This window comes from Amazonocrinis nigriterrae CENA67 (assembly GCF_016056305.1).
In the GTDB taxonomy this organism is placed as follows: domain Bacteria; phylum Cyanobacteriota; class Cyanobacteriia; order Cyanobacteriales; family Nostocaceae; genus Amazonocrinis; species Amazonocrinis nigriterrae.
On sequence record NZ_JAECZC010000002.1, the window covers coordinates 254,462 to 278,995 of the forward strand.

The 24,534-nt window shown below is 39.8% G+C and carries 19 protein-coding genes and 1 pseudogene; 14 read left to right on the forward strand and 6 right to left on the reverse strand.

From position 1 onward, the window contains the following. Positions 1-110: 110 nt before the first annotated feature. The gene (locus I8748_RS02595) at positions 111-668 is read right to left on the reverse strand and encodes a phycobiliprotein lyase (protein ID WP_198123106.1); all 558 of its coding nucleotides are present in this window, start codon (positions 666-668) and stop codon (positions 111-113) included. Positions 669-745: 77 nt separating this feature from the next. Continuing rightward, entirely contained in the window at positions 746-1,426 is a 681-nt protein-coding gene (locus tag I8748_RS02600) for a HEAT repeat domain-containing protein (RefSeq protein ID WP_198123107.1), read from the reverse strand. A 275-nt stretch (positions 1,427-1,701) separates the two neighbouring features. On the opposite strand from I8748_RS02600, the gene I8748_RS02605 reads away from it, so the two are divergent. Beyond that, positions 1,702-2,265, forward strand: a complete 564-nt coding sequence (locus I8748_RS02605) for a YciE/YciF ferroxidase family protein (protein ID WP_198123108.1) — start codon at positions 1,702-1,704, stop codon at positions 2,263-2,265. Between the two features lie 1,038 nt (positions 2,266-3,303). Further along, a complete protein-coding gene (dapB, locus tag I8748_RS02610) occupies positions 3,304-4,104 on the forward strand; it encodes a 4-hydroxy-tetrahydrodipicolinate reductase (protein WP_198123109.1) in 801 nt (266 codons plus the stop codon). A 29-nt stretch (positions 4,105-4,133) separates the two neighbouring features. On the opposite strand, the gene I8748_RS02615 is transcribed toward dapB, so the two are convergent. Next, positions 4,134-4,865, reverse strand: coding sequence for a hypothetical protein (locus I8748_RS02615; RefSeq protein WP_198123110.1), 732 nt, complete (start codon positions 4,863-4,865; stop codon positions 4,134-4,136). Between the two features lie 119 nt (positions 4,866-4,984). On the opposite strand from I8748_RS02615, the gene I8748_RS02620 reads away from it, so the two are divergent. From I8748_RS02620 to I8748_RS02660, 9 genes are all read left to right on the forward strand, one after another. After that, on the forward strand, positions 4,985-5,476 hold the full coding sequence (locus tag I8748_RS02620) for a radical SAM protein (protein WP_198123111.1): 492 nt from the start codon (positions 4,985-4,987) through the stop codon (positions 5,474-5,476). Between the two features lie 3 nt (positions 5,477-5,479). Next, positions 5,480-6,001 (forward strand): hypothetical protein, encoded by a 522-nt coding sequence (locus tag I8748_RS02625; RefSeq protein WP_198123112.1) that lies wholly within the window; start codon positions 5,480-5,482, stop codon positions 5,999-6,001. A 15-nt stretch (positions 6,002-6,016) separates the two neighbouring features. After that, a complete protein-coding gene (locus tag I8748_RS02630; protein WP_198123113.1) occupies positions 6,017-6,886 on the forward strand; it encodes a ferritin-like domain-containing protein in 870 nt (289 codons plus the stop codon). A 1,026-nt stretch (positions 6,887-7,912) separates the two neighbouring features. Further along, positions 7,913-9,178 carry a sensor histidine kinase gene (locus tag I8748_RS02635; protein ID WP_198123114.1) on the forward strand — a complete coding sequence of 422 codons (1,266 nt, stop codon included), beginning with the start codon at positions 7,913-7,915 and terminating at the stop codon, positions 9,176-9,178. A 106-nt stretch (positions 9,179-9,284) separates the two neighbouring features. Continuing rightward, positions 9,285-9,806 (forward strand): chemotaxis protein CheW, encoded by a 522-nt coding sequence (locus I8748_RS02640; protein WP_198123115.1) that lies wholly within the window; start codon positions 9,285-9,287, stop codon positions 9,804-9,806. A 70-nt stretch (positions 9,807-9,876) separates the two neighbouring features. Further along, on the forward strand, positions 9,877-13,422 hold the full coding sequence (locus tag I8748_RS02645) for a GAF domain-containing protein (RefSeq protein WP_198123116.1): 3,546 nt from the start codon (positions 9,877-9,879) through the stop codon (positions 13,420-13,422). A 78-nt stretch (positions 13,423-13,500) separates the two neighbouring features. After that, positions 13,501-13,905 (forward strand): four helix bundle protein, encoded by a 405-nt coding sequence (locus I8748_RS02650; RefSeq protein ID WP_198123117.1) that lies wholly within the window; start codon positions 13,501-13,503, stop codon positions 13,903-13,905. Between the two features lie 75 nt (positions 13,906-13,980). Then, a complete protein-coding gene (locus I8748_RS02655) occupies positions 13,981-16,950 on the forward strand; it encodes a hybrid sensor histidine kinase/response regulator (RefSeq protein ID WP_198123118.1) in 2,970 nt (989 codons plus the stop codon). 265 nt (positions 16,951-17,215) lie between these two features. Further along, entirely contained in the window at positions 17,216-17,683 is a 468-nt protein-coding gene (locus I8748_RS02660) for a chemotaxis protein CheW (RefSeq protein ID WP_198123119.1), read from the forward strand. 29 nt (positions 17,684-17,712) lie between these two features. Here the strand turns inward: I8748_RS02660 and I8748_RS02665 are convergent, their stop codons facing one another. Continuing rightward, the gene (locus I8748_RS02665) at positions 17,713-19,116 is read right to left on the reverse strand and encodes a sensor histidine kinase (protein ID WP_198123120.1); all 1,404 of its coding nucleotides are present in this window, start codon (positions 19,114-19,116) and stop codon (positions 17,713-17,715) included. A gap of 351 nt (positions 19,117-19,467) precedes the next feature. Between I8748_RS02665 and I8748_RS02670 the strand changes: the two genes are divergently transcribed. Beyond that, positions 19,468-21,393, forward strand: a complete 1,926-nt coding sequence (locus I8748_RS02670; RefSeq protein ID WP_198123121.1) for a transglycosylase domain-containing protein — start codon at positions 19,468-19,470, stop codon at positions 21,391-21,393. Positions 21,394-21,426: 33 nt separating this feature from the next. Beyond that, positions 21,427-22,104, forward strand: coding sequence for a response regulator transcription factor (locus I8748_RS02675; RefSeq protein WP_198123122.1), 678 nt, complete (start codon positions 21,427-21,429; stop codon positions 22,102-22,104). 357 nt (positions 22,105-22,461) lie between these two features. Here I8748_RS02675 and I8748_RS02680 read toward each other — a convergent pair. After that, positions 22,462-22,902: pseudogene (locus tag I8748_RS02680) on the reverse strand (pyridoxal-phosphate dependent enzyme); the annotation flags it as partial. Positions 22,903-23,098: 196 nt separating this feature from the next. Further along, positions 23,099-23,554, reverse strand: coding sequence for an RrF2 family transcriptional regulator (locus tag I8748_RS02685; protein WP_198123124.1), 456 nt, complete (start codon positions 23,552-23,554; stop codon positions 23,099-23,101). Positions 23,555-23,791: 237 nt separating this feature from the next. Between I8748_RS02685 and cysE the strand changes: the two genes are divergently transcribed. Next, complete coding sequence (gene cysE / locus I8748_RS02690) at positions 23,792-24,520, forward strand: serine O-acetyltransferase (protein ID WP_198123125.1); 729 nt, start codon at positions 23,792-23,794, stop codon at positions 24,518-24,520. Positions 24,521-24,534: the final 14 nt, after the last annotated feature.

Genomic DNA, 24,534 nt, shown 5'->3' on the forward strand with positions numbered 1-24,534 from the left:
TTGTGGGAAAAGTGACTCATGTTAAAGGGGAAAGGAACATACCAAACCTTTCCCCTTTTCCCTTTCCCCTTTTCCCGACTTCTGCAAGAAGTCTAATGACTAATGACAATCTAAGTAGATGAATTAGCAGTCTGTGACACTTTTGTAGTTGATGGGGTGCCACCCATGCGAATCTCAGAGGTAAAGTCAGCCATACTAAAGCCATCTAAACGCTTGAATACACGCGCACGCATCCGCAAGTTGGGGCTAGCAAACCATAAGCGTTCTTCAGAATACATGGTTTCTGACTTTACAGTTAGAGTCAGCGCCCCATCACTGCCGATTTTATAACGGCCAATTACAGGAGCTTCCTTACCTGTTTCCCGCAGTATTTTGCCTTCATCAGGATTATCCACATCGGGTACTGAAACTATCACAGTAGATCCGCTGTGTTTTTGTTTATTCCGTTCTATTGTTTGGTTCCAGGTAACTCTGGCACTACAAGCAACTGAACTAGGAGCAATTTCGTATAGTTGACATAGTTTGATTACCTCTGGATGGTCTGTTGCCAGTGGCTCAATAATAATATCTGATTTGCCATCTTCAGATTGATTAAAAGCCAAATGGTGAGTACTACGATGGGAAAACCATTTACCAGCACTCAGCTGAAAAAACTCTTCAATATTCATGAATGAAATTACCCTGCATTCAAATGCTAAAAATCCCACTAAATTATTGATTAAAAAAATAGTAGGAAATACTAATACTAAACTTGATTTTCTTTTTCCTCTAGCCTTTTGAGGGAAATTCTCGCTGCTTGTTGCACATTAGCATGGACATCTTTTTCCAAGTATTTTAAAGCTGATACACTCTTGGGAGTCGGAAGATTACCTAAAGCTTCTGCAAGACGTTGCCGAACTAACCAATCATCTGATTGGGCAAAGCGTAGGATACTATCCACAGACTCAATGTCTTCAATTTCCCCTAGTGCAGAAATTGCAGCTTGTTGCAATACTACTTCCTCGCTATCCAAAGCCTGGATGAGGATTTGATGAGCGCGTGGATCTTTAAGATTACCTAAAGAAACAGCCGCACTAAAACGTACTAGCCAATCAGTATCTTCATAAAATGCCCGCGCCAGCACCTCAAAGGCTCTAGCATCACCTAAATATCCTAAAGCACCAGCAGCATCAGCGCGAATGCCATAGTCTGGGTCATTTTCCAGAATTTTTACCAAAATTGGATAATTTTCTGCCGTTGGCTTGATTCCCAAGGCAAATATTGCCATTGAGCGCAGTTGCAGAGATTCATCATGCAATACTTTTTTAATTAAAGGTACTGCGTCTTCGGGGGATACATCGCGCAGACTGGCAAGAGCTACCATGCGATCGCGTAAATTTGGACTTTCTAACTGAGTAGATATTTCTTCTAAGCGTAGAGCAGCCATTTTGGTTCTAAGCACCTTCTTTACTTATCTTTACTTTACCTGATGAGCGAATCAGGCTGTCATCGTGAAGGCGTAAGAGTTTGGTGGCATTACCGAACAGCACTATTTTGTGTAAAAAATCACTAAGCATTAATTGGACACTAAGTTTTGTATTTGATTTAGCAGTCAGAATTAACAGTTAGCTGTGTCTTTTGTATGAAGAGAAGACTTGGATGACGGACTTACGTTAAAGGGGTGACTTTTGAGTAAAGGGTCAAACCTTTAGGAGAATAACAATGGTTCAACTAAGCGAACGTCCAGGTACAAAAAAAATCACTAACTTGCACGATAAGTTCCTCTACAAAATTGGGGCTATCTACGATGCTGAAATTCGCTTTTTGGAAGGACAGCAGTTAAGCTGGCAGTATTCTCAACATCAACAGTTGAAGTCCTTGATTGAAACCCATATTCGGGAAACTGAGCAACAAATTAAGAATCTAGAGCAGGTTTTTAGCACTTTGGGGCAGCAACCACAACGGGTCAATTGTGATGTGGCAGCTGGTCTAATTAGTGATGGTCAAAAATTAGTATTACTGGCTAGCGATAATCCAACAATTGTAGATTTGGCACTAGCAGGGGAACAGGCGAAAGTCGAACAGTTAGAGATTGTCACCTATCGTGACTTGATTAAGAATGCTGAGGTTTTGGGGCAGAACCAGGTTGTGCAACTGCTACAGCAAAACTTGCAACAGGAAGAGCAGACCGCTCAAAAACTTGAGCAACTTAAGCCACAGCTAATTCAAGAGGCACAGTCCGCTCAAGGTTCATCTACAGCTTCATCTCATAAGAAGTCTCGCTAATCCGTCTGGAAGCAGAATGTTAGTTCAAATTAATTAGTCAGCCACAGATGTTAAGCTGTGGCTTTTCTTGTGAAAGTTTTCATAATAGGCTTCCTGGCATGAGTCGGGAAATTGCGATCGCAAACACACAGACGTTTCTAGAGTAAGGCTCTAAGGCTTTATTTCTACCATTGTCCACACAACCGAAATCTTAACTCTATAGATAGACAGATATATACGTAGTCAGAGAGAAAGAATACTTTCAACGAACAAGGTAAGATTTGCCTGAATCCTAATAATTGCTGTGCTTTTCGGATTTAATACAGTCTCAAAATAGCAATATTGTCGCAAAAAAACCCCGATTGTTCAGCGGGGTTTTTTTTGGAGGTTCGCACCTGCTGCGATCGCTATTTACTCTTGCTAAAATTTATTTAGATGCAACAAAAGTTATAAATTTACAAACAAACTACATCTACCATATTAAAAAAGCCACAGGCAACGACACGAGTAGCTTTCAAAAAGTGTTTTTTGCCTGTAAGCAAAATTTTATGTTAGCTATTTACTGAATTTTTTATCTACTAGTAAAGTGATTATTTTAACTTATAAAATGATCAAATTATTTATTTAAGTATACTAAATAGAAAATTTATAAGTATATTTACGCAAGAAATAGCTGATTAGACTTTTTAAGCTTACTAAATAAATAACATCTCACGGATACTTTAGATGAATAACTCACTTACTTAAATCTCTAAAGTAAGTAATGACGAACCTATAGCAAGTAGCTAGACTGTAGTTCCAAAGAGATTCCCGATAGGTAAAGAGCTGAAGTTGTAAGACGCCAATTTTTTATAAAAGGCCAGAGTTCAGTATTTCACTCAAATAAACCGTAGCAGTCCAACTACGGTTTTTTTGTGGGGAAAAAATCCAAAGCTCTTACTACTCACTGCTTGACAATACCACTTGGAGTTACCCGTGGTGCGATTTCAGAATCACTTTGTAAAGCAAGCATCTTATGAGTTACAGTGAGCTAAGGAAATTTTCGCGTGCTAAAAAACAATGGCAATAGATGTTTGTTTAGCTGGTGCGACAGGGTGGGTAGGACGTTCCTTAGTCAAAGCGATTGACGCTGAACAAGACTTGAATCTTGTAGGTGCAATTTCCAGAACTCATGCTGGCAAGAAATTGGCTGATGTAATCATCGAGACATCATCAGATGTAATCATTAGTAGTTCTGTTAAAGAAGCTTTAATTAAAAAGTGTGATGTTTTAGTTGATTACACTAAACCAAATGTAGTTAAAAGCAACGTCCTAGAAGCTATTGAGAATGGTATTCATGTAGTCATTGGTACTTCTGGACTTACAGATGAAGACTTCGTGGAAATCAATGAACAGGCAATTAAGCATCAAGTAGGAGTTTTAGCAGCTGGTAACTTTGCAATTACAGCAGTGCTTCTGCAACGTTTTGCCGAGTTAGCAGCCAAGTACACCAGCATTTGGGAAATTATAGATTACGCTTCTGAAAAGAAAGTAGATGCTCCCAGTGGGACAGCTAGGGAACTTGCTTCCCGACTAGGGCGAGTTAAACAGCCAATTCCATACAATCCCATAGAAAAAACTCAAGGTGCAAAAGAAAGTAGAGGCGCAACACTCAATGGGACACAAGTGCATTCGTTGCGTTTACCTGGTTACACTTTAGCGGTGGAAGCAATTTTTGGTCTGGGAGAAGAAAAGCTAATAATTCGACATGAAGCAGGAAGTAGTGCAGAACCTTATGTCAAAGGAACTTTATTAGCTATTGGCCAAGTGAGTTCTTTCGTAGGATTGAAACGGGGTCTGGATAGTGTTATGGAATTGTAGGTGGGTTGTTAGTTGTCAGTTGTCAGTTGTCAGTTGTCAGTTGTCCCAATTCCCAATTCCCAATTCCCTTTTATATCTGCGGTTGAGATTATGTTGCGTTCTAAACACCAGCGAATTAAGTAGAGGGCTTCTGACTCACCTATTTGCTGCTGATGTAATTGCTCGATTAAGCTGGTAGTCGCCAGTGGTTTAGTGCAATAGTCTCGCATGGTCAACAGGTCAAAGTTTCCTAGCCAGCGTACTATGTCACCATCAGGCAAAGCGATCGCTTCTGTGCATTTTATCAACCCATTGATATAAAGTCCTGTCATCTTGGTTTGTCCAGTGTAATAAACTCTAGATGGCAGGGCAGTATTATTAAAAGATGGTTTTGCTGGGTTCGTAGCTAGAGGCTGATTGCTAGATAAAGAATTGATATTTGATAAATGTCGTAACTTTTCCGCGTTTACCAGTTCCAGGTAATACTGAGTCGCATAATTTGCATCTGCTGGTGAATCTCGCCAGGTGCGAACCACAGCAGCAGCAGCTAAAGCACTTGATAGAGCAAAACGGATTCCCTGTCCGGCAATGGGGCTGTATGCTAGTGCTGCATCTCCCACAGCCAGCCTGCGACCTTGAATAGGTGCTTGTGCCCACTGTGGAGAAACTGGTCTTCGTTCTACTAAGTGGAACTGCGTAGCTTTAAGACACAAATTTTCTTGAATTAGCTCTTGAACCTGCTCAAAATTAGTTTGGTACGGACTAACAACCCCAACTGTCATGGTATCAGGCAAACCAAGACGATAAGCCCAACCGCCTGAAAATTGAGCTATGCGCCCACGCAGTTGCTCAACCAGCCGTTAGTCCTTGGCACGCCGACCAAGAACCATCTGCCATCTCTTTGAATTTAGCCCAATCTTGTAACTTGACATGTAGCTATTGTTATGCTGATGAAGGGCGATTTGGTGGACGGCAACGTTTGATGTCGGTGGAAGTAGCGTTAACAACAATCAAGCGACTGATTGAGCAGGCACAGAAACGACGAGTCACCATTGGTTTTATTGGCGGTGAGCCATTTCTGAATCGAGCCACACTCTACCGCAGTGTGGAATATGCCAATGAACTGGCGGCTCGTCGCGGCATCTCGGTAGGTTTTTCTGTCACCACCAATGGAACTCTACTTACTGAGTCTGATATACAACTGCTGCGGGACAATGCTTTTGCTGTGTCCGTGAGCATTGATGGCGGTGCGAATGTGCATGATTTACACCGTACAGACAACCGTGGTCAAGGCAGCTTTGCTACAGTTGTGCAGGATCTTTCCCCCTTACTGGCAGATCCGGGACAAGCGAGGATCGCAGCACGTTGTACAGTGACTCGCACCGACTTGTGAGTTTTGGAAAGAGTTGCAGCCCTGAGTGCCATCGGGTTTCAAGAAATTGGCGTTAGTCCTTTGGATGGTCTAATAGTCTGGCGTTTGGTGCGTTCTTTAGAGCCTGGTTTAGTGAAAATCAAACTTTGGCAACGCCAAGCAGGCGGTGAAGGCAATCCGCCATCCAGCGCTGAACTTGAACTGAATGGGTGGCGTCGGGTTTTTATTGATTCTCAAAGCGGCGTTATCAAACAAGTCTATCGACCTGGAGAGTTAACTCAGAGTCTTTGTTCTCCTTGGCAGCACGATTTCCGTGACTGTGCTTGTTTTTATTGGGCTTCCAATCACCCGGATATCGTTTTAGGCGAAGATACTCTGGGTGAACCGACACTACCATCTGGTGCTTCAGCCGACCCCGAACGGGCGAATACACCCATTGATTGGCTGCGATCGGATCGTTCCCTAGGCGGTCGTGCTGGTGCTTTGGGGACTCCCCAACAAAACCGCCCCTTCCAAATGGATCACTACGAGATTAGCCAACGCTGACAAGAGTTAGCTGTTGTGCTTGGGGGTAAAGAAATCTCGCAGATATATCGACCACCAGCACCTGATAATGCTAATCCATACAAAAATCCAGAGGTGCTAGCAGCTAAGTTGTATGATTTGGCTGGTTTAGAACATGTTCTGTGCTTGGAGTACCTTTACGCCCTTTACTCTTTAGTTGCTCCTGAAGAGGCAGATGTGAACATCTGGCCAACACTCCGCAATGACTTAACTTTCGTCAGTCACGAGTTGTTGTTGGTAGCTGTGAGTGAAATGCGTCACCTGCGTTGGGTGAATCAGTTGCTTTGGGAACTCGACCACGCAGGACTGACGACAAAAGCCTATGGCCCGGCTTTAGAAGTTGCTGATCGTATTCCTGTGGGTAACGGTCGTACTCGTCCCCGACAACTACGTCCTCTCAATAGAAAAGCCTTGGCTGACTTTATCGCCGTGGAAGCCCCCAGTGGTGGTATTGATGGTCAGTATTCACGGGTATTGGCGACACTGGGTCAGCCCCAATATCCAGACACTCTCTATCAACTGGCTGGGCGAATCATTGCCGATGGTATGGAGCATTTTAGCAAGTTCCGCGAAATCGAAACGGTACTCCGTATTTATCAAGATGGGTCGTCGGCTAATGGCGCTAGACCAGCATACCTGAGAAATATTACGCCTGCGCCTAGTGATCATCCAGATGCTAAAGAAGCCTTGGATGGCTACCACAGACTTCTCGGCTACTTAAAAGCAGCTTATGCAAAAGGAGATATGGAAGATGCCAACAATATTGTCTCTGCACGTCAAGAAATGATCAACTTACAAGCGATCGCCAAAAAGCTGGCGACTCAAGGATTTGGCATTCCATTTTTCGAGCCTCACCCCAGTGAGTGAAGTAGATCGCTAATACCAAATTCACGTAGGAGCAATTCATGAATTGCTCCTACAGCGTGTAATTTCACGTAATATCAAGTTCGGCTAATTACTTACGATATAGTCGGTTTGCCTGGTAATAGGTAATAGGTAATGGGTGATGACTAATAGTAAAATCCAATTCCCAATTCCCAATTCCCGACCTCCACAGGTATCATAAGTGTTTAAACGGACATGATATAAATCCAGGACTTACGCAACTGACACATATATTTTCTGCGATGGCAGTCAATAGTCAAGAGTACTGGGTCAAAAAACCTTGATTTTTGGACTATTGACTTTTGACCATTGACAACCCACACGAAAAAAATATGACAATGCGCGTAAGTCCTAAAATCCTAACTGTGAATTTCAATCATATTTATTTTTCTCATCTTTGCTTGAGTGCAAAAATAATTTACTTCATAGAAAAATTAATATTAATAGTATTAATTAAGTAGTTATACCATACTAATTATTACTTATCAGATAAATTAAAAAACAAAATATTTCTATGTATTGTCCTCGATGTAGTCATTGATTTAAAGTCGCTAATATTTAATATAGAGCCTGAACTATGGCTCACTCCGGTGGAGATAAATATCCATGCATCTCCAGAAAACATTAGTGATTAACCAACTAAAAGTAGGTAAATTAGTGTATAAATTATACCATTTTATATTTTAGATTTTGGATTGAAAAAGGATTAGTAGCTAAGCTTTTGGATAATCCATCTGTCGTAATCATTGTTCAAATTGGTATCATTTTATTTCACTGGTCTAATGCAGGAGCAGTTAGTTTCTGTATTGCGATTTGATTATACCAGCTTTAACCGATTGAAAAAATGAACACACTAAACCTTCATTAATATAGAATTAACAAAATATTATCGAATTTCTATTTAATAGAAATTCGATAATATTTAAGTTTGATAAGCAACTTAATTTCTTATATTTTGAAGTATAAATATACTTTTTAAACTGGGTTATAAGCTGATAAAAAAAAGATATGATTTCACCTACAGACAACCCTATTTTGATAGTTGATGACAGCCCAACCAACTCAACAGTTCTATTGGGTATGTTACAACAGTCTGGTTTCAAGGTTATTGTTGTTAATAGTGGCGAAGCTGCTTTAGAAAAGGTGGAAATGATTTTGCCTAGTCTAATTTTATTAGACATCATGTTACCAAATATGGATGGCTTTGAAATATGTCGTCATTTGAAGTCAGTAGAAGTAACAAGAGATATTCCTGTGATTTTTATGACGGCTTTATCTCAAACAGAAGATAAAGTCAAAGGATTTAATTTAGGTGCTGTCGATTACATTACAAAACCTTTGCAAAAAGAAGAAATATTAGCAAGAGTTAATGTTCATCTCAATCTGAGAAACTTAAACAAGCAATTAGCAGAAAAAACTACAGAATTAACTATTGCATTAGACCAATTGCAAAAATCTCAAATTCAGTTAATACAAAATGAAAAAATGTCCACACTAGGACAGTTAGTTGCAGGTATTGCACACGAAATTAATAATCCCATTGGTGCTATTAGTGCTAATTCTATATATGCATCGACCTATGTTAACGAACTAGTTGACCATTTACGACTTTATCAGCAAAAAGCAACTGAGGACGAGATTAGCAACCATGCACAAGAAATAGAGTTAGACTTTTTAATTGAAGATTTATCAAATATCTTAACCACTATGCGAGAAGGTGCTATGCGAGTTAAAGATATTAGTGAATCATTTAGAATTTTTTCACGACATGATAATGAAGACAAAGTTCTTTTTGATATTCATGAAGGGTTAGAAAGTACATTATTAATTATTCAACATAGACTGAAAGCCTACGATAAGCAACCTAAGATTGAAGTTCTCAAAGACTACGGTAAATTACCATTAATTACCTGCTTTCCTGGGCCATTGAATCAAGTATTTATGAATTTATTAGTAAATGCTGTTGATGCTTTAAGGGATTATCACCATAAATATCTAAATAGCCCAAAAAAACCTCAAATTAAAATTAAAACTGCCTTGAATGAGGAAGGTACACATGCTGTCATTCACATTCAGGATAATGCAATGGGAATTCCTGATGAAATTCAAGAAAAGATTTTTGGATATGCTTTTACTACAAAGCCTGTGGGGAAAGGAACAGGCTTAGGGTTAGCTATTGCACGACAAATAATTTTTGAAAAGCACGGTGGCTCTTTAGAGGTCAATTCTACAGCTGGCGAAGGAGCAGAGTTTATAATTCATCTCCCATTATAAGCTGATGAATAGGATGTTAAATTTTCCTGACTTTTAAATTTTCCTATTATTGGTTATACAAAAAATCACTAGACAAATAAAACAAGTTTAACTGAGATTTAAATTCATGCTTGTATCTCTTGATTCTGTTTTCAAAACAGCTAACCTCTCTCAATCGCTATTTGATAACCCAATAGAAGATAATCGCCAACGTTTTTTAAGTTTCCCTATTAGTACATTTGGAAATAGTTTGATTCCGCTCGAACAAATCACAGAAATTATGCGGATCAGCCTGGATGAAGTTTTAAGTGTTCCAGAAACTCCTAGTACTGTCTTGGGTGCTTATAATTGGCGAGGTGAAATGTTGTGGTTAATGGATTTGGAACATATGACTGGTGGTACACCTCTTTTTGAGCAAATACCACTACGCACTCAACCAATTGCTATTGTTCTGCAAGTTGATAACTATTGCTTTGGATTGATTGTGAGATCAGTTAATGAAATTGAACTACACGACATGAAAAAAATCTTATCTGCAAAACCTGGTTCATTCTCTGCAAGGTTACTTCCCTTTATTACAGGATATTTACCGAAAGGTTCAACAGTTTTTAATCCCAAAGCTGTTGTGCAATTTTTTCTAAAAATATAAACTTTGATTAATCTCTAAATATTGCTATTTATTACTATTTACATCAACCAATTACAATTAGGTCTTAATTATGACTGCTGAACTAGATTTGACGAAAAACGGTAGTACAAAAACCCCAAATAAAACCCAAACCACAAAGCCTTCAACTTCTACCAGGTTATCCAGAAAGCAACCAGAGTCTACGAATGTTGAAAAATCGCTTGAAGTTACTCCTGCCAAAAAATCGCAAATTCAAGGATTAATTTCAGAGGATTTGCTTGCTGTATTGAATAAACAAGTTACAGCAATTGCTCCAAAAATGCAACAAACTTTCTCGGTGACAGAGCTTTATAAAATTGCGGTTACGTCTATCCGCGAGACTTTAGTAACTGAGCGCGTATTAATTTATGAATTTGGTGAAAAAACTTCTGGCGCTGTTGTTGCTGAGTCCGTTGCGCGTGGTTTTACACCAGCAATGCGCGATGAAATGCCTCTGGTAGTGTTTGGTTTTGAGCAATTCACAGATTACGAAAAAGAGTCTGTAATTCGTTATGATGATATCGAAACTGCGCCGTTAACCCCAGACCAATGCAAACTCTGGGAACAATTTCAAATTCAATCTAGCTTAAATATATCTTTGCATCTGGATGGCAAAATTTGGGGAATATTATCTGTTCAGCAATGCTCTGGCCCCCGCATTTGGCAAGAGCAAGAAATTACTTTCCTCAATCAAATTGTGCGCGATTTGTTGCTGTGTATGCAACCATTACGATTTCAAGCATTGCTTCAAGAACGTTCAGAACAAGAACAATTAATTACCCGAATTACACAAAAAATCGGTCAGTCACCAAATTTTGAGAATTTGTTTGGCTTTACCACAGTGGAAATTCGTCGCCTCTTGAAATGCGATCGCGTAGGTATTTATCATTTTCATGAGGATTGGTCTGGAGAGTTTATTGCTGAATCTGTGGGTGGCGGTTGGATAGCAGTCTTAAGCGCCCAGGAGCGCGATAGTAGTTTACGCGGTAACTTAGCAGAATACGATCGCTGCACTGTCAAAAGCTTGTCCATGACTTCAACCCAGGAAGTAGACACCTACCTCAGAGATACTAAAGGAGGTGAATATGCTCGCGGACGAAGGTATAAGCAAATCAATGATATCTACGGTATGGGCTATACGCCATGTTATCTGGAAACCTTAGAAAAGTACCAGTGTCGCGCTTATATAGTTGTACCTTTGTTTGTTCATGGCAGACTTTGGGGATTGTTAGCAGCATATCAGAATTCTGGGCCTCGTGTTTGGCTAGAGTCAGAAGTTAACTTTTTGCTGCAAATCAGTTCACCTTTAGCTGTAGCCATACAGCAGATGGAAGCACAGTTAAAAATTGAGGAATCCTCCAAACAAATGGAGCGTTCCGCCGCCCGCGAACAAGCACTAGCTCGGATTACTACCCGACTTTCCCGCACAATGGATCTGGAAGCGGTTTTCCGCTCCTCAGCACAAGCACGAGGGAATTTAGCTAGCGATCGCATCGATACAATTTTTAAAATTGCTACCCAAGAAACCCGGCAAATGCTTGGCTGTCAGCGGGTAGCTTTGTATCAATTTAATCCCAACTGGAGCGGGCATTTTGTTGCAGAATCCGCTGCTAGTGGCTGGAATCGTTTATTAGATATTATTCCCAGCATTGAGGATACTTATTTACAAGAATCCCAAGGTGGTCGCTATAAAGACAACGGCTCTATTGTTGTCAATGATATTTACACCATCGGACACGCTGCTTGCCACATCGAACTTCTAGAACAAATGGAAGCAAGGGCATATATGATTGTGCCAGTGTTCACTGGAGATAAATTGTGGGGGTTGTTGGGAGCGTATCAAAACGATAAACCTAGAACTTGGGAAAATGGGGAATTAAGTTCACTTATCCAAGTTGGTATTCAAGTAGGGATTGCCCTCAAACAAGTAAAATACCTCGAAGAAGTACGGCAACAATCTGAACAGCTTTCCAAGTTGGCAGAGCGAGAAACTAATTTTGTGCAATTTATCTTCAAAATTGGACAGCGCATTGTCGAACGCCTGCAACAAAAAAACTTTAATCCCGACTCTCTGTTTCGTTCCATCACCCAAGAACTGCGCCAACTACTGAATGTAGACCGCGTTGCCATTTACCGCTTTAATCCAGATTGGAGCGGCGAATTTATTATTGAAGATGTTGGTAGCGGCTATCTCAAACTTGCTGGTAGCGACATGGCGGTAATTGCAGACCCCGTTTTACAAGAAAGTTCAGGTGGTCGCTTTCGCAAAAACGAGCCAAGTGCAATTCATAATATCCAAGTCTCAGCTGACCTCACCTTCAGCCGCGAAGTTTTAGAACAATGGGGAGCCAAAGCTTACATTGCTGCACCTTTATTTAAAGGCGAACAGCAACTTTGGGGTTTGTTATTGACTTACCAAAATACAGCACCCCGCCAATGGGAAGAAGGTGAAGTCAATTTGTTGATTCAAGTAGCGACGCAGTTGGGTATTGTCTTGCAACAGTCTGAGTATTTGGAACAACTAGAAATTCAATCCCAACAACTCAGTGAAGCCGCCCAACGCGAAAAGCAAGCAAACGAAGCATTACAACAAGAAGTTGCCCAACTCCTATCTGCAGTACAACCGGCACTCCAAGGAGATTTAACAGTCCGCGCCCCCGTCACAGGCGATGAAGTTGGTAAAATTGCTGACACTTACAATAACACTCTGGAAAACTTGCGGCAGTTAGTTACACAGGTACAGCAAGCCTCCCAAGCAGTCGCTAGTACCTCCCAAGACAGCGAATCCTCAATTGTTGAACTGGCTAACCAAGCACAGCAACAGTTTCAAGCCCTTTCCCAAGCTGTCGAGCAAATTCAGAAAATGGTAGCTTCTACTGAAGCTGTTGCTACCAGTGCCAGATTGGTTGAAGAAGCTGTGCAGAAAACCAACCAGACTGTCAAAGAAGGTGAAACCGCCATGAACAAAACCGTGGACGGGATTACTGGGATTCGGGAAACAGTGGCAGAAACCAGCAAACGCATCAAACGTTTGAGCGAATCTGGTCAAAAAGTTTCTCGTGTGGTGAGTCTCATCAGTAATTTTACTACCCAGACCCAAATTTTAGCACTCAATGCCGCAATTGAAGCCACCAAAGCCGGAGAACACGGACGGGGATTTGCAGTAGTTGCCGATGAAGTGCGATCGCTTGCGGGACAATCTGCCGAAGCCACCGCCGAAATTGAAGAACTAGTACAAGAAATTCAAGCGGGAACCACGGAGGTAGCAGCAGCAATGGATACAGGCATCCAGCAAGTTGTTGAGGGTACAAAGTTAGTTACAGAAGTTCGCCAGCAATTAAATGCGATCGTTGAAGCTACAACTCAAATTAGCGAATTGGTAGAAAGAATTACCGAAACTACCCAAGTGCAAAACCAACAGTCCCAATCCATTACCCAAACCATGACTGATGTAGCAGGAATTGCCAATAAAACTTCTGCTGATTCGATTAAATTATCAGCTTCCTTTAAAGAACTATTGGTAATGGCACAAGATTTGCAACTCAGCGCGAGTCAGTTCAAGGTAACTCGCAGTTCTCAGGTAGAAGGTAACGATTAAGAGCAGGGGAGCGGGGGAGCGGGGGAGCAGGGGAGAAGTTTTAAGGTTGATGAATTGATGTGAAAAAGGAATGGGGAGATGGTGAGAGAAGGAATTAAAAGTCACAAAGATTTAAAAGTGTATCAAATGGCTTTTGATGCAGCTATGAAGATTTTTGAGTTATCTAAAAAATTTCCCCAAGAGGAACGTTATTTTCTAACAGATCAGATTCGTCGCTCATCTCGATCAGTTTGTGCAAATTTAGCAGAAACATGGCGAAAAAGAAGATATAAAGCAGCGTTCGTCGCCAAGTTAAACGAATGTGAAGCGGAAGCTGCCGAAACTCAAACATGGATACAATTTGCTGTCGAATGTAATTACTTGGATATTAATACAGGTCGAGAGCTTTATAGAATTTACAACCAAATTATAGGCAGTTTCGTAACCATGATTAACAATTCATCACCCTGGTTAATGAAAGGAACATTCAAAAGTGAAAACTAAAAACTCCTAATTCCTCTCCCCCGCCCACCTGCTCCGAAAGCTCCCCCGCGACCCCCACACTCACCTCCAAATACAATGTCTGACTCAAACTACCAAGCCCAACTTTTTCACCACTTTTGTTTAGAAGCACCAGAACTTCTGAGTACGATTGAGCAAGCATTGCTGAATTTACAAGCAGGGAAAAATAACTTTGAACAAGTTCGTATTCTGATGCGAGCAACTCATACACTGAAAAGTATTGCAGCAACTTTGGGGTTTGAGACTATTAAAAATATCGCTCATACCCTTGAAGATGTTTTTCGTGCTATTCAAACACCAGAAGTAGTTATTGATTCAGAAATGCAGGCTTTATTTTTTGAAAGTTATGAATGCTTGCGCGATCCTTTAATGGCAAAACTGACTGGTTCGCATATCGATACTAATAACGTAATTGAGGCTTTTTCAACAGTTTTAACACGCTTGCAGACAAAGCTGGGAAATTTTTTAATAGAGGAGCAAGAAGACCAAACAGCTACAGAAGTGAGTTTTGAAAGTATCAAAATGCTGCTTGAGGATAGTATTTGTCCTGAACTGGAAAAAACTGCTGTCGCGATCGCTCATACTAAACCCAAAGATAGTGATACTATTCTCCGTAATTTAGCAGAACTGTTTCGCGGTTATGGACAGGCGATCGGACTTCTCGGTTTCTTAGCTATTGCTGAAGCTACAATTGCCGCACTTGATCAAAATCCTCGAGCTGCACGCACAATTTCCCGCTTAGCATTGGAAGATTTTCGTTCTTGCTGTGCTGAAATTCTCAAAAGTGAAAACCCCGAAGCTGGATGTCCTAGTGCAGCTTTACTACAACTTACAGGTTCCGCATTTCTTCCACAATCTCATTTAGTTACTGGCGAACTCAAAAAAGTTGCTATTTCAACTCAAAAAGATGCTCAAATAATCGCCAACGAAGTAGTAATTGCCAAAATGCATGAAACTCAACCTACTGCACAAACAACTCAGCCAGTAGAATTTTTACCATTATCTGAAGAAATTAATAATACTCCTACCACACCTTTTCCTAAAGTTGTACGAGTCAATGTTGACCACCTTGAACAACTAAATTATCTCAATGCAGAACTGCTAACAAACCAAAATCGACAATTTTTACAAGATGGCAAAAAGCGAAGTTCCTTGCGGAAATTGCTCAATCGTTGGCGACAATTTCAGCAAATGTTGACTGATTTGCAAGATTGGTCAAATCCATTACTCATGCCTTATAAATTGCAAAATAAAGGTAACTTAAATTTTGTTCGTGCTGTTTTAGCTGCTAAAAACTCCGATAATTTTGATATTTTAGAACTTGATACCTATAGTGAATTTTATGTAATCATTCAAAATTTATTAGAAGTAGCTGCTGAAATTGAACAAGAAATTGATACTTTTGAACAACTTAAACGTCAAACAACACAACTCTTAAAAAAACAACAAAAACTACTAACTAATTCTCGTGATGTACTTTTAGAAGCACGAATGCTTCCTCTAGGGAGTATTTTAAATAGATTGTATCCTGTCTTAGAACAGTTACAAAAAAAACATAATAAGCAGATTAAATTAAATATTAAAGGTGATGAAGTTCTCGTTGATAAAGCAATTGCTGAACGTCTTTATGAACCACTTCTACATCTTGTTCGCAATGCCTTTGACCACGGAATTGAATCACCTCAAATCCGAGAATTACGCAAGAAACCAACAATCGGTCAAATTGAAATTCGCGCTTATTATCAAGGCAGCCAATTAATTATTGATGTACACGATGATGGAGAAGGGCTTGATTTTGATGCCATCCGGCAACATGCTATCGAACAGGGATTGATCACTGCTGAAAAAAGTCGCCTTCAGAGTGAATCTCAATTAGCTGAATTACTTTTTGAACCAGGTTTTTCTACCGCAAAACAAGTTAATGATATCTCAGGGCGGGGCGTGGGACTAGATGTCGTAAAAGTACAACTTCATACTATCCAGGGTTCTGTTGCAGTACACAGTGAAACTCAAAAAAGTACAACATTTTCTTTACAAATACCTTTAAACCTGAGCATCAATAAACTTTTAGTGTGTCAAGCAGGTAAAAAAGTTTATGCATTAGCAGTAGATACTATCGACCAAATTCTTTTACCAAAAACAGGGCAAATTCAATATTCAGAACATGGTAGAGTATTACGTTTAGCTACAAATACTAATAGCCAACTTGACGAAGGTGAACTTGTCCGTATCTACCGACTTGAGGAAATTCTTGATTATTCCAGCCGCCAACCTGCACAAATTGCTTCTGAGGTACAAACGACTGAAAATAATACTGTATTGCCGTTGCTAATTGTTCTTTGCCAAGAACAGGTACTTGCGTTAGAAGTAGATAGAATTATTTGGGAACAAGAATTAGTAATTCGTCCCTTTAGCAAGTTAGTACCCACTCCTGGATATATCCATGGTGGCACAATTTTAGCTGATGGACGGTTGACGCTTGTGATTAACGGTGCTGGGTTATTAGATCATATCCTTAATCAGGAAATGCAGGTGATGAAATCTTGGAAACAAACATGGATCGGCCCACCTACTCATTTGCTGACAACAAATTCTCAACCAAAAGCAGCATTACCAGCCAAAATAGAAGATAACAAGCGTACAGTGGTAATTGTTGATGATTCTATCACTTTACGTCAAGCGTTAGTTTTTACGCTACAAAAAGCTGGTTATCACACTTTACAAGCCCGTGATGGTTACGAAGCAATATCTCTTTGTCAAGCACAACAGCACGTGGATTTAATCATTTGTGATATTGAAATGCCTCGCATGAATGGCTTTGAGTTTCTTGCACACTGTACTTCTGATAAAGGTTTATCCCAAATTCCAATTTTAATTTTAAGTTCTCGTACTGCTGTTAAACACCGCCAATTAGCACTGAAACTTGGTGCATCAGCATATTTAACGAAACCTTATTCTGACCAAGAGTTAATATTAACTCTCTCTCAAATTATTGCTTGCCAAGGAACAAGCTTGATTTATTCTTAGGACAATTATACTTGGTAAATGAACAATATTAACTAATATATTAACTTCACGCAGAGACGCACCAGATGCAGAAAAACATGAATTCTATCAAGTTCGTTTAAACACTTATTATATCGTGGGGTTTGGTAATGGGTAATGGGTAATAGTAAAAACCAATTCCCAATTACCTATGACCTATTACCGAAAAGACCAACTATATTGTAAGGAATTAGCCGAAATTGATATGATTAAATATATTTATTATTAATAAATAATTGATAAATTAATGATGACTAAATATTTAGCTAAAGAGAAGTACATTACGTTTAAGGTTTCTACCTATATTCTGGCTTTACCTATTGATAGTGTTTTTAAAGTTGTTACTTGTCCTGATGATTTAAGTCAAACGCTTCGAGCAACAAAACTTGCTCAAATGGGACAGCGTACTGTCATGCTTTTTAATCTCTACTCTTATCTTGAGTGTAATCATGATCGCAATCAACAAGAAAATGATCATTCTGGACGTTTTTTGATCATTGCTCAAGGAAGAATTGGAGAATTATACGGTATTCAGGTTGATGCACCTCCAAACATGCTTTCTATTAGTGAAACTAGCATTCAACCCATACCCCAATCGTTTCACCATATCGGACTACCAACTTGGGTAAGCCGAATTGCTATTCTTAATCAGAAAGGGGAACCAATTACCATTTTGATGCTGGATATCAACCAAGCTTTTGCTAGTAAATCTTAGCAGCAGTTTTCTTTTGCACAGGACTTGGTTTAGAACTCATCCCTATTTCCTACCCTACGGAATATATTTCTTGAAAGTTGAGGAATTTTGACTGTAAAACTTGTTCCAATTCCTAACTTACTATCTACATAAATTTCTCCATTATGTATTTTTAAGCATTTTTTCACTACAGCTAATCCTAGTCCACTGCCAACAATCTTACCTACATTATTAGCACGATGAAAAGGCTCAAATAAATGCTGTTTAAATTCTGAAGGAATTCCTATCCCATTATCTTTGACTTGAAAAAATATTGCGTCTGACTGACAACTTAAAATGAGGAAAATGCTTTCTTCTGGATCTGAATATTTCATGGCATTTGCAAGCAAATTACTCAAAATTGAATAAAGTAAATTTTCATCTAAATTGGCATGAGTACAGTTAGTTTGATTAATAAATTGAATAGTATGCTGTTGTTGATTGCAAAATTGCAGGTCTTCTATTAAATTAATACAAAATGCTTCCAAATCCATAAGTTTTGGATTAAATTCTAATTTCCCTGCTTCTGCCCTAGTCAATGTCAAAATATCAGTTAGCAACTGGTTCATTGACCTCGCTGAAGATTGAATCCGATCCAGATTTTTGAGTTTTTTCCCTTCCGTCCACTGCTGATTACTTTGAGCTAATAGTTGAGCCGAGCCTAAGATAATACTCAACGGGGTGCGAAATTCATGAGATACCATTGAAAAAAAGCGTAACTTCAATTCACTAAGTTCTTTTTCTTGAGTCAAAGTCCGTTGAATAGCTTCGGCTTGCTGACGCTTAAGTAATTGTTGGTATAGTAGAGCATAAACACCTAATAAAATGGCAAAACTCAAGAAAGTACCGAGGAATTCAATCAACATTCGGTTATGAATATTGTCTTGGGAATGTTTGACTGAAATTTGTAGTAACTGTTCTTCCCTATCTTGCATTCGCGAAAGTGTTTCGCGGATTTGACTACGATTTTGATTGCTTTGAGTAACTATAGGTGCTTGAACAGCAAAGCTTGATTTTCCTACTTGCTTGAGGTTTATTGACTGTTTAGATAGTTCAATTCTTTGAGCTATGAAAAATTTCAATTTCGTTATTTGCTGCTCTTGATAGTGATCTTCAGCAAGTTTTTGTTGCAAATGTTTAACTTTAATATCAAGGCTTTCCATTGCCTGATAGTAACGTTTGAGTTCTAATTGCTCTCCATATAATATATAACCCCTGCGTCCTGCTTCTGCATCAGTTAGTGTAGCAAATATATCCGTAATATTTTTCATTACCTCATTTGTGTCCTTGACTTTATTGCTACTTGTAATTAACTGAGTAGCATTTTGGTAAGAAATCAGACTAACTATACTCATTAATAATAAGCACAAGCCAAAGCCAGAGGTAATCCATTTTCCTTCTAGCGACCATTTCATAGAAAAAACAATTAATGTTTCAAATTAATATTTCATCAATGACCTTATATCCTAGGAAATATTTTACCAATAAAAGGTTAGTCTATGACTACTTTTGTAGCTACCCGATTTTTACCCGATTTTTACCTATTTTTTAACTGCATATACATTAGAATGTATCTACTAAAGTCAAATGCTATTTAATAAGTATTTTTTTTGAAAAAACTTCAATTATTATTCGTTACCAAAAACTCCAATAATATATTTAATATGTTTAATTATTAAAATAACTATTTTTGGAAGTAGCTAAATTTACAGTCTGGTGATTTAAAAAAAATCTACAGTTTTTATAAGTAAAGGATTTAAATTGCTGTGTCTTACTTTAAAGTTTTTGAAGAAAAAAAATCACAACTTGAGACTTTGCCTAGATTTGAATTTTTCAAAGAAGTTGGTCAAGTAACTGGTGGCATACTTCTATCAATATTCATGCTATCAAGTTCTATTGTAGCTGGAGGACTAGTTGGTTTAGCTATTAGTTTCCGTAATTTGCCAGATGTTAGGCAGCTACGAAACTTTGTGCCTTCAGAAACAACTTATATTTATGATATTAAAGGCAAGCTTTTAGCGCGTATACATGGGGAAGCGAATCGGCAAGTAGTGCCTCTAGAGCAAATTTCCCCTAATTTGAAACGAGCTGTGTTAGCTAGCGAAGATAGTCGTTTTTATGAACATCACGGTATTAATCCTGGTGGTATTGGACGTGCTGCACTAGTCAATTTGGCAGCTGGCGATGTGCGAGAGGGTGGTTCTACAATCACCATGCAGTTGGTTAAAAACCTGTTTTTATCTCAAAAGCGTGCTTTTACCAGAAAAATAATCGAAGCAGTATTAGCAATTCGTTTAGAGCAAGTTCTCAGTAAAGATGAGATTTTGGAGATGTATCTCAATCAAGTTTATTGGGGTCACAATAACTATGGTGTGCAAACAGCAGCACGTACTTACTTTAAAAAATCAGCACAAAATTTAACTTTAGCCGAATCAGCAATGATGGCAGGTTTAATTCAAGCCCCAGAAGAATTTAGCCCGTTTGTAAATATGGACTTGGCAAAACAAAAACAAAAAGAAGTACTGGGGCGGATGTTGGAACTGAATTGGATTAGCCAGCAAGAATATGATGATGCTCTCAAAGAAAAAATCAAACTTGGCCAAATCAGGTCATTTCAAGGTAGTGCTTTGCCTTATGTTACCAATACCGTAGCCCAGGAATTAATTAAAAAGTTTGGGCGTGAAACATTGCTCAAAGGCGGAATGCAGGTACAAACTACGGTAGATACTAACTTTCAAATGATGGCAGAAAAAACTATAAAGAAGTGGCATCTAATTCTCGAACATCAAGGATTATACAATAATCAAATGGCTTTGGTGGCGATCGATCCTCGGACACACTTTGTTAAAGCCTTGGTGGGTGGTGTAGATGCAAAAACTAGCGAATTTAACCGAGCAACTCAAGCCCATCGTCAGCCAGGATCTTCTTTTAAACCGTTTGTGTACTATACTGCTTTTGCTAGTGGTAGGTTTACGCCAAATACAACGATACTAGATACTCCAGTTGGATATCGAGATGGTAATGGTTGGTATTATCCCCGAAACTACGATAATACCTTTATGGGAGCAATACCAATTCGCACTGCCCTTGCTCTGTCTCGTAATATTCCTGCGGTAAAGCTTGGTAAAGCTGTGGGGATGAATAAAGTAATTGAAACTTGCCGTACATTAGGAATTATGAGTCCAATGGCACCCGTGAGTTCTTTGCCACTGGGTGCAATTGGTGTGACACCGCTAGAAATGGCTAGTGCTTATGCGACTATTGCTAATTACGGCTGGCAATCACCTGCGACGATTATTGCCCGTATCACTGACAGTAGTGGTAATGTATTAATAGATAATACTCCTAAACCCAAATTAGTCCTTGACCCTTGGGCATCAGCCGCAACTTTAGATGTAATGCAAACGGTAGTTAACGAAGGAACTGGTAGAGGTGCAGCTATAGACCGTCCAGTTGCTGGAAAAACCGGTACAACCTCTTCAGAGAAAGATATTTGGTTTATTGGTACTGTACCGCAGTTAACAACTGCTATTTGGGTAGGGAGGGACGACAATCGACAATTATCCGGTCACGCAACGGGGGGAGGTATGGTGGCTCCTGTCTGGCGTGATTTTATGCAAAAGGCACTTGAGGGTGTACCAGTGAAAACATTTCAGCTACCTTCTAAGTTTCCTCGTCCTAAGTCAAATTAAATTGTAGTTTTTTGATTCACAAATATTCTGGAAATGCGGATTTTGGTAGTTGAAGATGATGTCCAGCTAGCAGAAATGCTGATGGAAGCCCTGACTGACCGTCAATATGTGGTGGATATAGCCCAAGATGGAGAAGAAGCGTGGGATTGTATTAAGGGCTTGGAATATGATTTAGTGGTGTTAGATATTACCTTGCCTAAGTTGGATGGTGTGAGTTTTTGTCAACGGTTGCGATCGCGTAACCACACAATACCTGTCCTCATGTTAACAGCACGCGACACCCTGGCTGACAAAGTTACTGGGTTGGATGCTGGGGCAGACGACTATATGGTAAAACCCTTTGAAATGCCAGAACTAATGGCTCGCGTTCGCGCACTCTTACGCCGCAATAGTGCCGCAGCCTCATTTCCAGACCTTGGTTGGGGTAGCCTGCGTTTAAATCCCAGCACTTATGAAGTCACCTATGCTGACCAACCAATACAGCTAACACCCAAAGAATTTGCCCTCTTAGAATTAATGGTTTCTAGCGGTCGGCGAGTGCTAAGTCGAGCCGGAATTATTGAGCGTATTTGGTCTCTTGATGATCCACCGAGCGAAGAAACTGTTAAGTCTCATATTAAGAGTTTACGATATAAACTTAAAGACGCAGGTGCGCCTGATAATTTTATTGAAACAGTTCATGGATTGGGTTATCGTCTCAAGCAGCTTTAGAAAACTAACCGATTTTTACCTAATATTTGCCCTTGAACTCTACAACTGATTGTTAAATTATAATTGTGTTAATCATAATTCGTTTGTGAGACAGTAAATCGCTAGAAAAGCTTATAAATATATGCTTATAGTCTCGTTTCCTGTCTCACAATTACATTTTGATTTCCCTACTGAAATTAACCTCTTTTATACCATATTCTCCGATTCATTTTAAATCTTGAGTTGGAGAATTTTATTTGGAGCTATCTATAAATAAAAAATCACCGATTTTTCCCCGCTTCCTCACCGATATTTAGTTAAAAGCCATAAATAGCATAATTTATAAGTAGGCGCGATCACTGGAAAATTTGCTATTAATTGCTGTAACGTGTGGACATTAGGCGTTTGAGCTAAAATTTGCTCTGCACAGTCAATCGCCTCTCCCATTCCTTGCACCCCTGGCGTTAACTTTAGTTGAGTGCCATGAATTCTGAGCATAGCTTGTCGCTCTTGGCTCATCGTGTCAGGCATCGTTAGAATAAGATAGTAATCCTTAGCTGCTGCCATCATGAAAAGCGCAATTCCCGTATTGCCAGATGTTGGTTTCACTAAAATGGTTTTTCCAGGATGAATCAAGCCTGCTTCTTCTGCTGCTTCTACCATGCTCGCACCAATCATCTCTTTAATAGAAGCAGCTCGCTTCATGCTTTCTAAGTTCACTAAAATCTGCGTCACCGCTCTCGAAGCTTGGGGAATCTTGTTTAATCGAACTGAAGAAGTCCGTCCTACAAGTTCTGTAATGTAATGAACAATTTGCATAATTAGTCATCAGTCATCAGTCAACAGGAGCCAGTTGCGTGCGGTGAGCAGTCCGTTGGGCGGGCAATGCCCGACTTGAAGGAACTGCGAACCCGTACTGCAAAGCAGAACCCGAAGGGTAGGGAGGTTCCCTCTGTTGAGCTTTCCTGGCGTTCATTAGTTAGCAAACTTTCGACTATTGACTGTGGACTGCTGACTAAATGTAATACATTGGACTCTGCTGTGCGCGAGCCTCTCTTTCTTGACACAAGTCTTGGAGTGTATGGCGACTCAAAACTTCAATACAGGCGGCATTGGCTTGATCCCAGATTTCATGAACCAGAGTTTTTTCTAGCGTTGTAGAGCTAGAGCTATCTTTCTCTTTGCGCTCACCTTCTACTAAAGTGACAATCTCCAATAAGGTGATTTGCCAAGGTTCACGAACTAAAACGAAACCTCCTTTGGAGCCACGTTGGCTTTGTACCACGCCAGCACGCCGCAGGTTCGTGAGAATTTGCTCTAAATACCGCTCTGGTATAGGTTGTTTGGCAGTGATCTCGCTCATTGTCAAAGGAACTTTTTTCCCGTGGTGGCTTGCCAGTTCTAAAAGTGCTAATAAAGCGTATTCAACTTTAGAAGAGAGATCCAGGAGAGCGTAGTTTTGGCTATTCAAGTCAGTACTCTATATACTACGGTTAATTAATGGGTTTATCGCAGTTTAAGCGAAATTAATTTTTTTTAAGTGTCGAATGTGATAGCATCCGACTTATCACTCATCGAAAGGCTATAAGTCTATCGATTTACCGTAGATTATCTTACAAAATTCCCAAGATCGGTTGATTTTTTTGCAGGAATTATCCTGCATTTGTGATTGCAAAGCCTCGCCTACCAACGATGACTTCAACTGAGTATGCTAATAACTGATTTGCAAACAATTTATGAGCGTGACCCAGCAGCCCGTAACTGGCTTGAAGTATTGTTCTGCTATCCTGGACTCCAAGCCCTGCTATTCCATCGTGTGGCACATCGACTGTATAAAATGGGTTTTCCCTTTATACCTCGATTTTTATCCCATATTAGTCGATTTTTGACAGGGATTGAAATTCACCCTGGAGCGGTAATTGGCAAGGGTGTGTTTATTGACCACGGTATGGGTGTAGTAATTGGTGAGACAGCAATTATAGGTGATTATGCTTTGATTTATCAAGGTGTTACCCTCGGTGGTACAGGAAAAGAAAGCGGCAAGCGCCATCCAACTTTAGGTAGTCATGTAGTTGTCGGAGCAGGTGCAAAAGTTTTGGGCAATATTGAAATTGGCGATCGCGTCCGCATTGGAGCCGGTTCGGTAGTCCTGCGAAATGTACCCAGTAACACAACTGTAGTTGGAATTCCAGGACGTGTAACTCGTCAGAATGACTCGAATATAGATGTTCTAGCTCATGATAAAGTACGCGACGTAGAAGCAGAAGTGATTCGCGCTCTATTTGAACGAGTCAAGGCTTTAGAGAAGCAGCTTGAGCAGTTACAAGTTCAGCCGAGTTTCTCCTCAACCGAGGTAGACAACGAACAAATAGACAACCCTCAAACTAAAAATTCTGATTTGATGATTGAAGAATTTCTTGATGGTGCTGGAATTTAATGTTGGGTATAGGG

Bases quoted from the DNA above. Each gene is read 5' to 3' on its own strand.
- I8748_RS02655 (WP_198123118.1), top strand. From the start codon at position 13,981: ATGTCTGACTCAAACTACCAAGCCCAACTTTTTCACCACTTTTGTTTA.
- I8748_RS02595 (WP_198123106.1), bottom strand. From the start codon at position 668: ATGAATATTGAAGAGTTTTTTCAGCTGAGTGCTGGTAAATGGTTTTCC.
- I8748_RS02605 (WP_198123108.1), top strand. From the start codon at position 1,702: ATGGTTCAACTAAGCGAACGTCCAGGTACAAAAAAAATCACTAACTTG.
- I8748_RS02645 (WP_198123116.1), top strand. From the start codon at position 9,877: ATGACTGCTGAACTAGATTTGACGAAAAACGGTAGTACAAAAACCCCA.
- dapB (WP_198123109.1), top strand. From the start codon at position 3,304: ATGGCAATAGATGTTTGTTTAGCTGGTGCGACAGGGTGGGTAGGACGT.
- I8748_RS02665 (WP_198123120.1), bottom strand. From the start codon at position 19,116: ATGAAATGGTCGCTAGAAGGAAAATGGATTACCTCTGGCTTTGGCTTG.
- I8748_RS02600 (WP_198123107.1), bottom strand. From the start codon at position 1,426: ATGGCTGCTCTACGCTTAGAAGAAATATCTACTCAGTTAGAAAGTCCA.
- I8748_RS02635 (WP_198123114.1), top strand. From the start codon at position 7,913: ATGATTTCACCTACAGACAACCCTATTTTGATAGTTGATGACAGCCCA.
- I8748_RS02675 (WP_198123122.1), top strand. From the start codon at position 21,427: ATGCGGATTTTGGTAGTTGAAGATGATGTCCAGCTAGCAGAAATGCTG.
- cysE (WP_198123125.1), top strand. From the start codon at position 23,792: ATGCTAATAACTGATTTGCAAACAATTTATGAGCGTGACCCAGCAGCC.
- I8748_RS02650 (WP_198123117.1), top strand. From the start codon at position 13,501: ATGGTGAGAGAAGGAATTAAAAGTCACAAAGATTTAAAAGTGTATCAA.
- I8748_RS02615 (WP_198123110.1), bottom strand. From the start codon at position 4,865: ATGACAGTTGGGGTTGTTAGTCCGTACCAAACTAATTTTGAGCAGGTT.
- I8748_RS02640 (WP_198123115.1), top strand. From the start codon at position 9,285: ATGCTTGTATCTCTTGATTCTGTTTTCAAAACAGCTAACCTCTCTCAA.
- I8748_RS02660 (WP_198123119.1), top strand. From the start codon at position 17,216: ATGATGACTAAATATTTAGCTAAAGAGAAGTACATTACGTTTAAGGTT.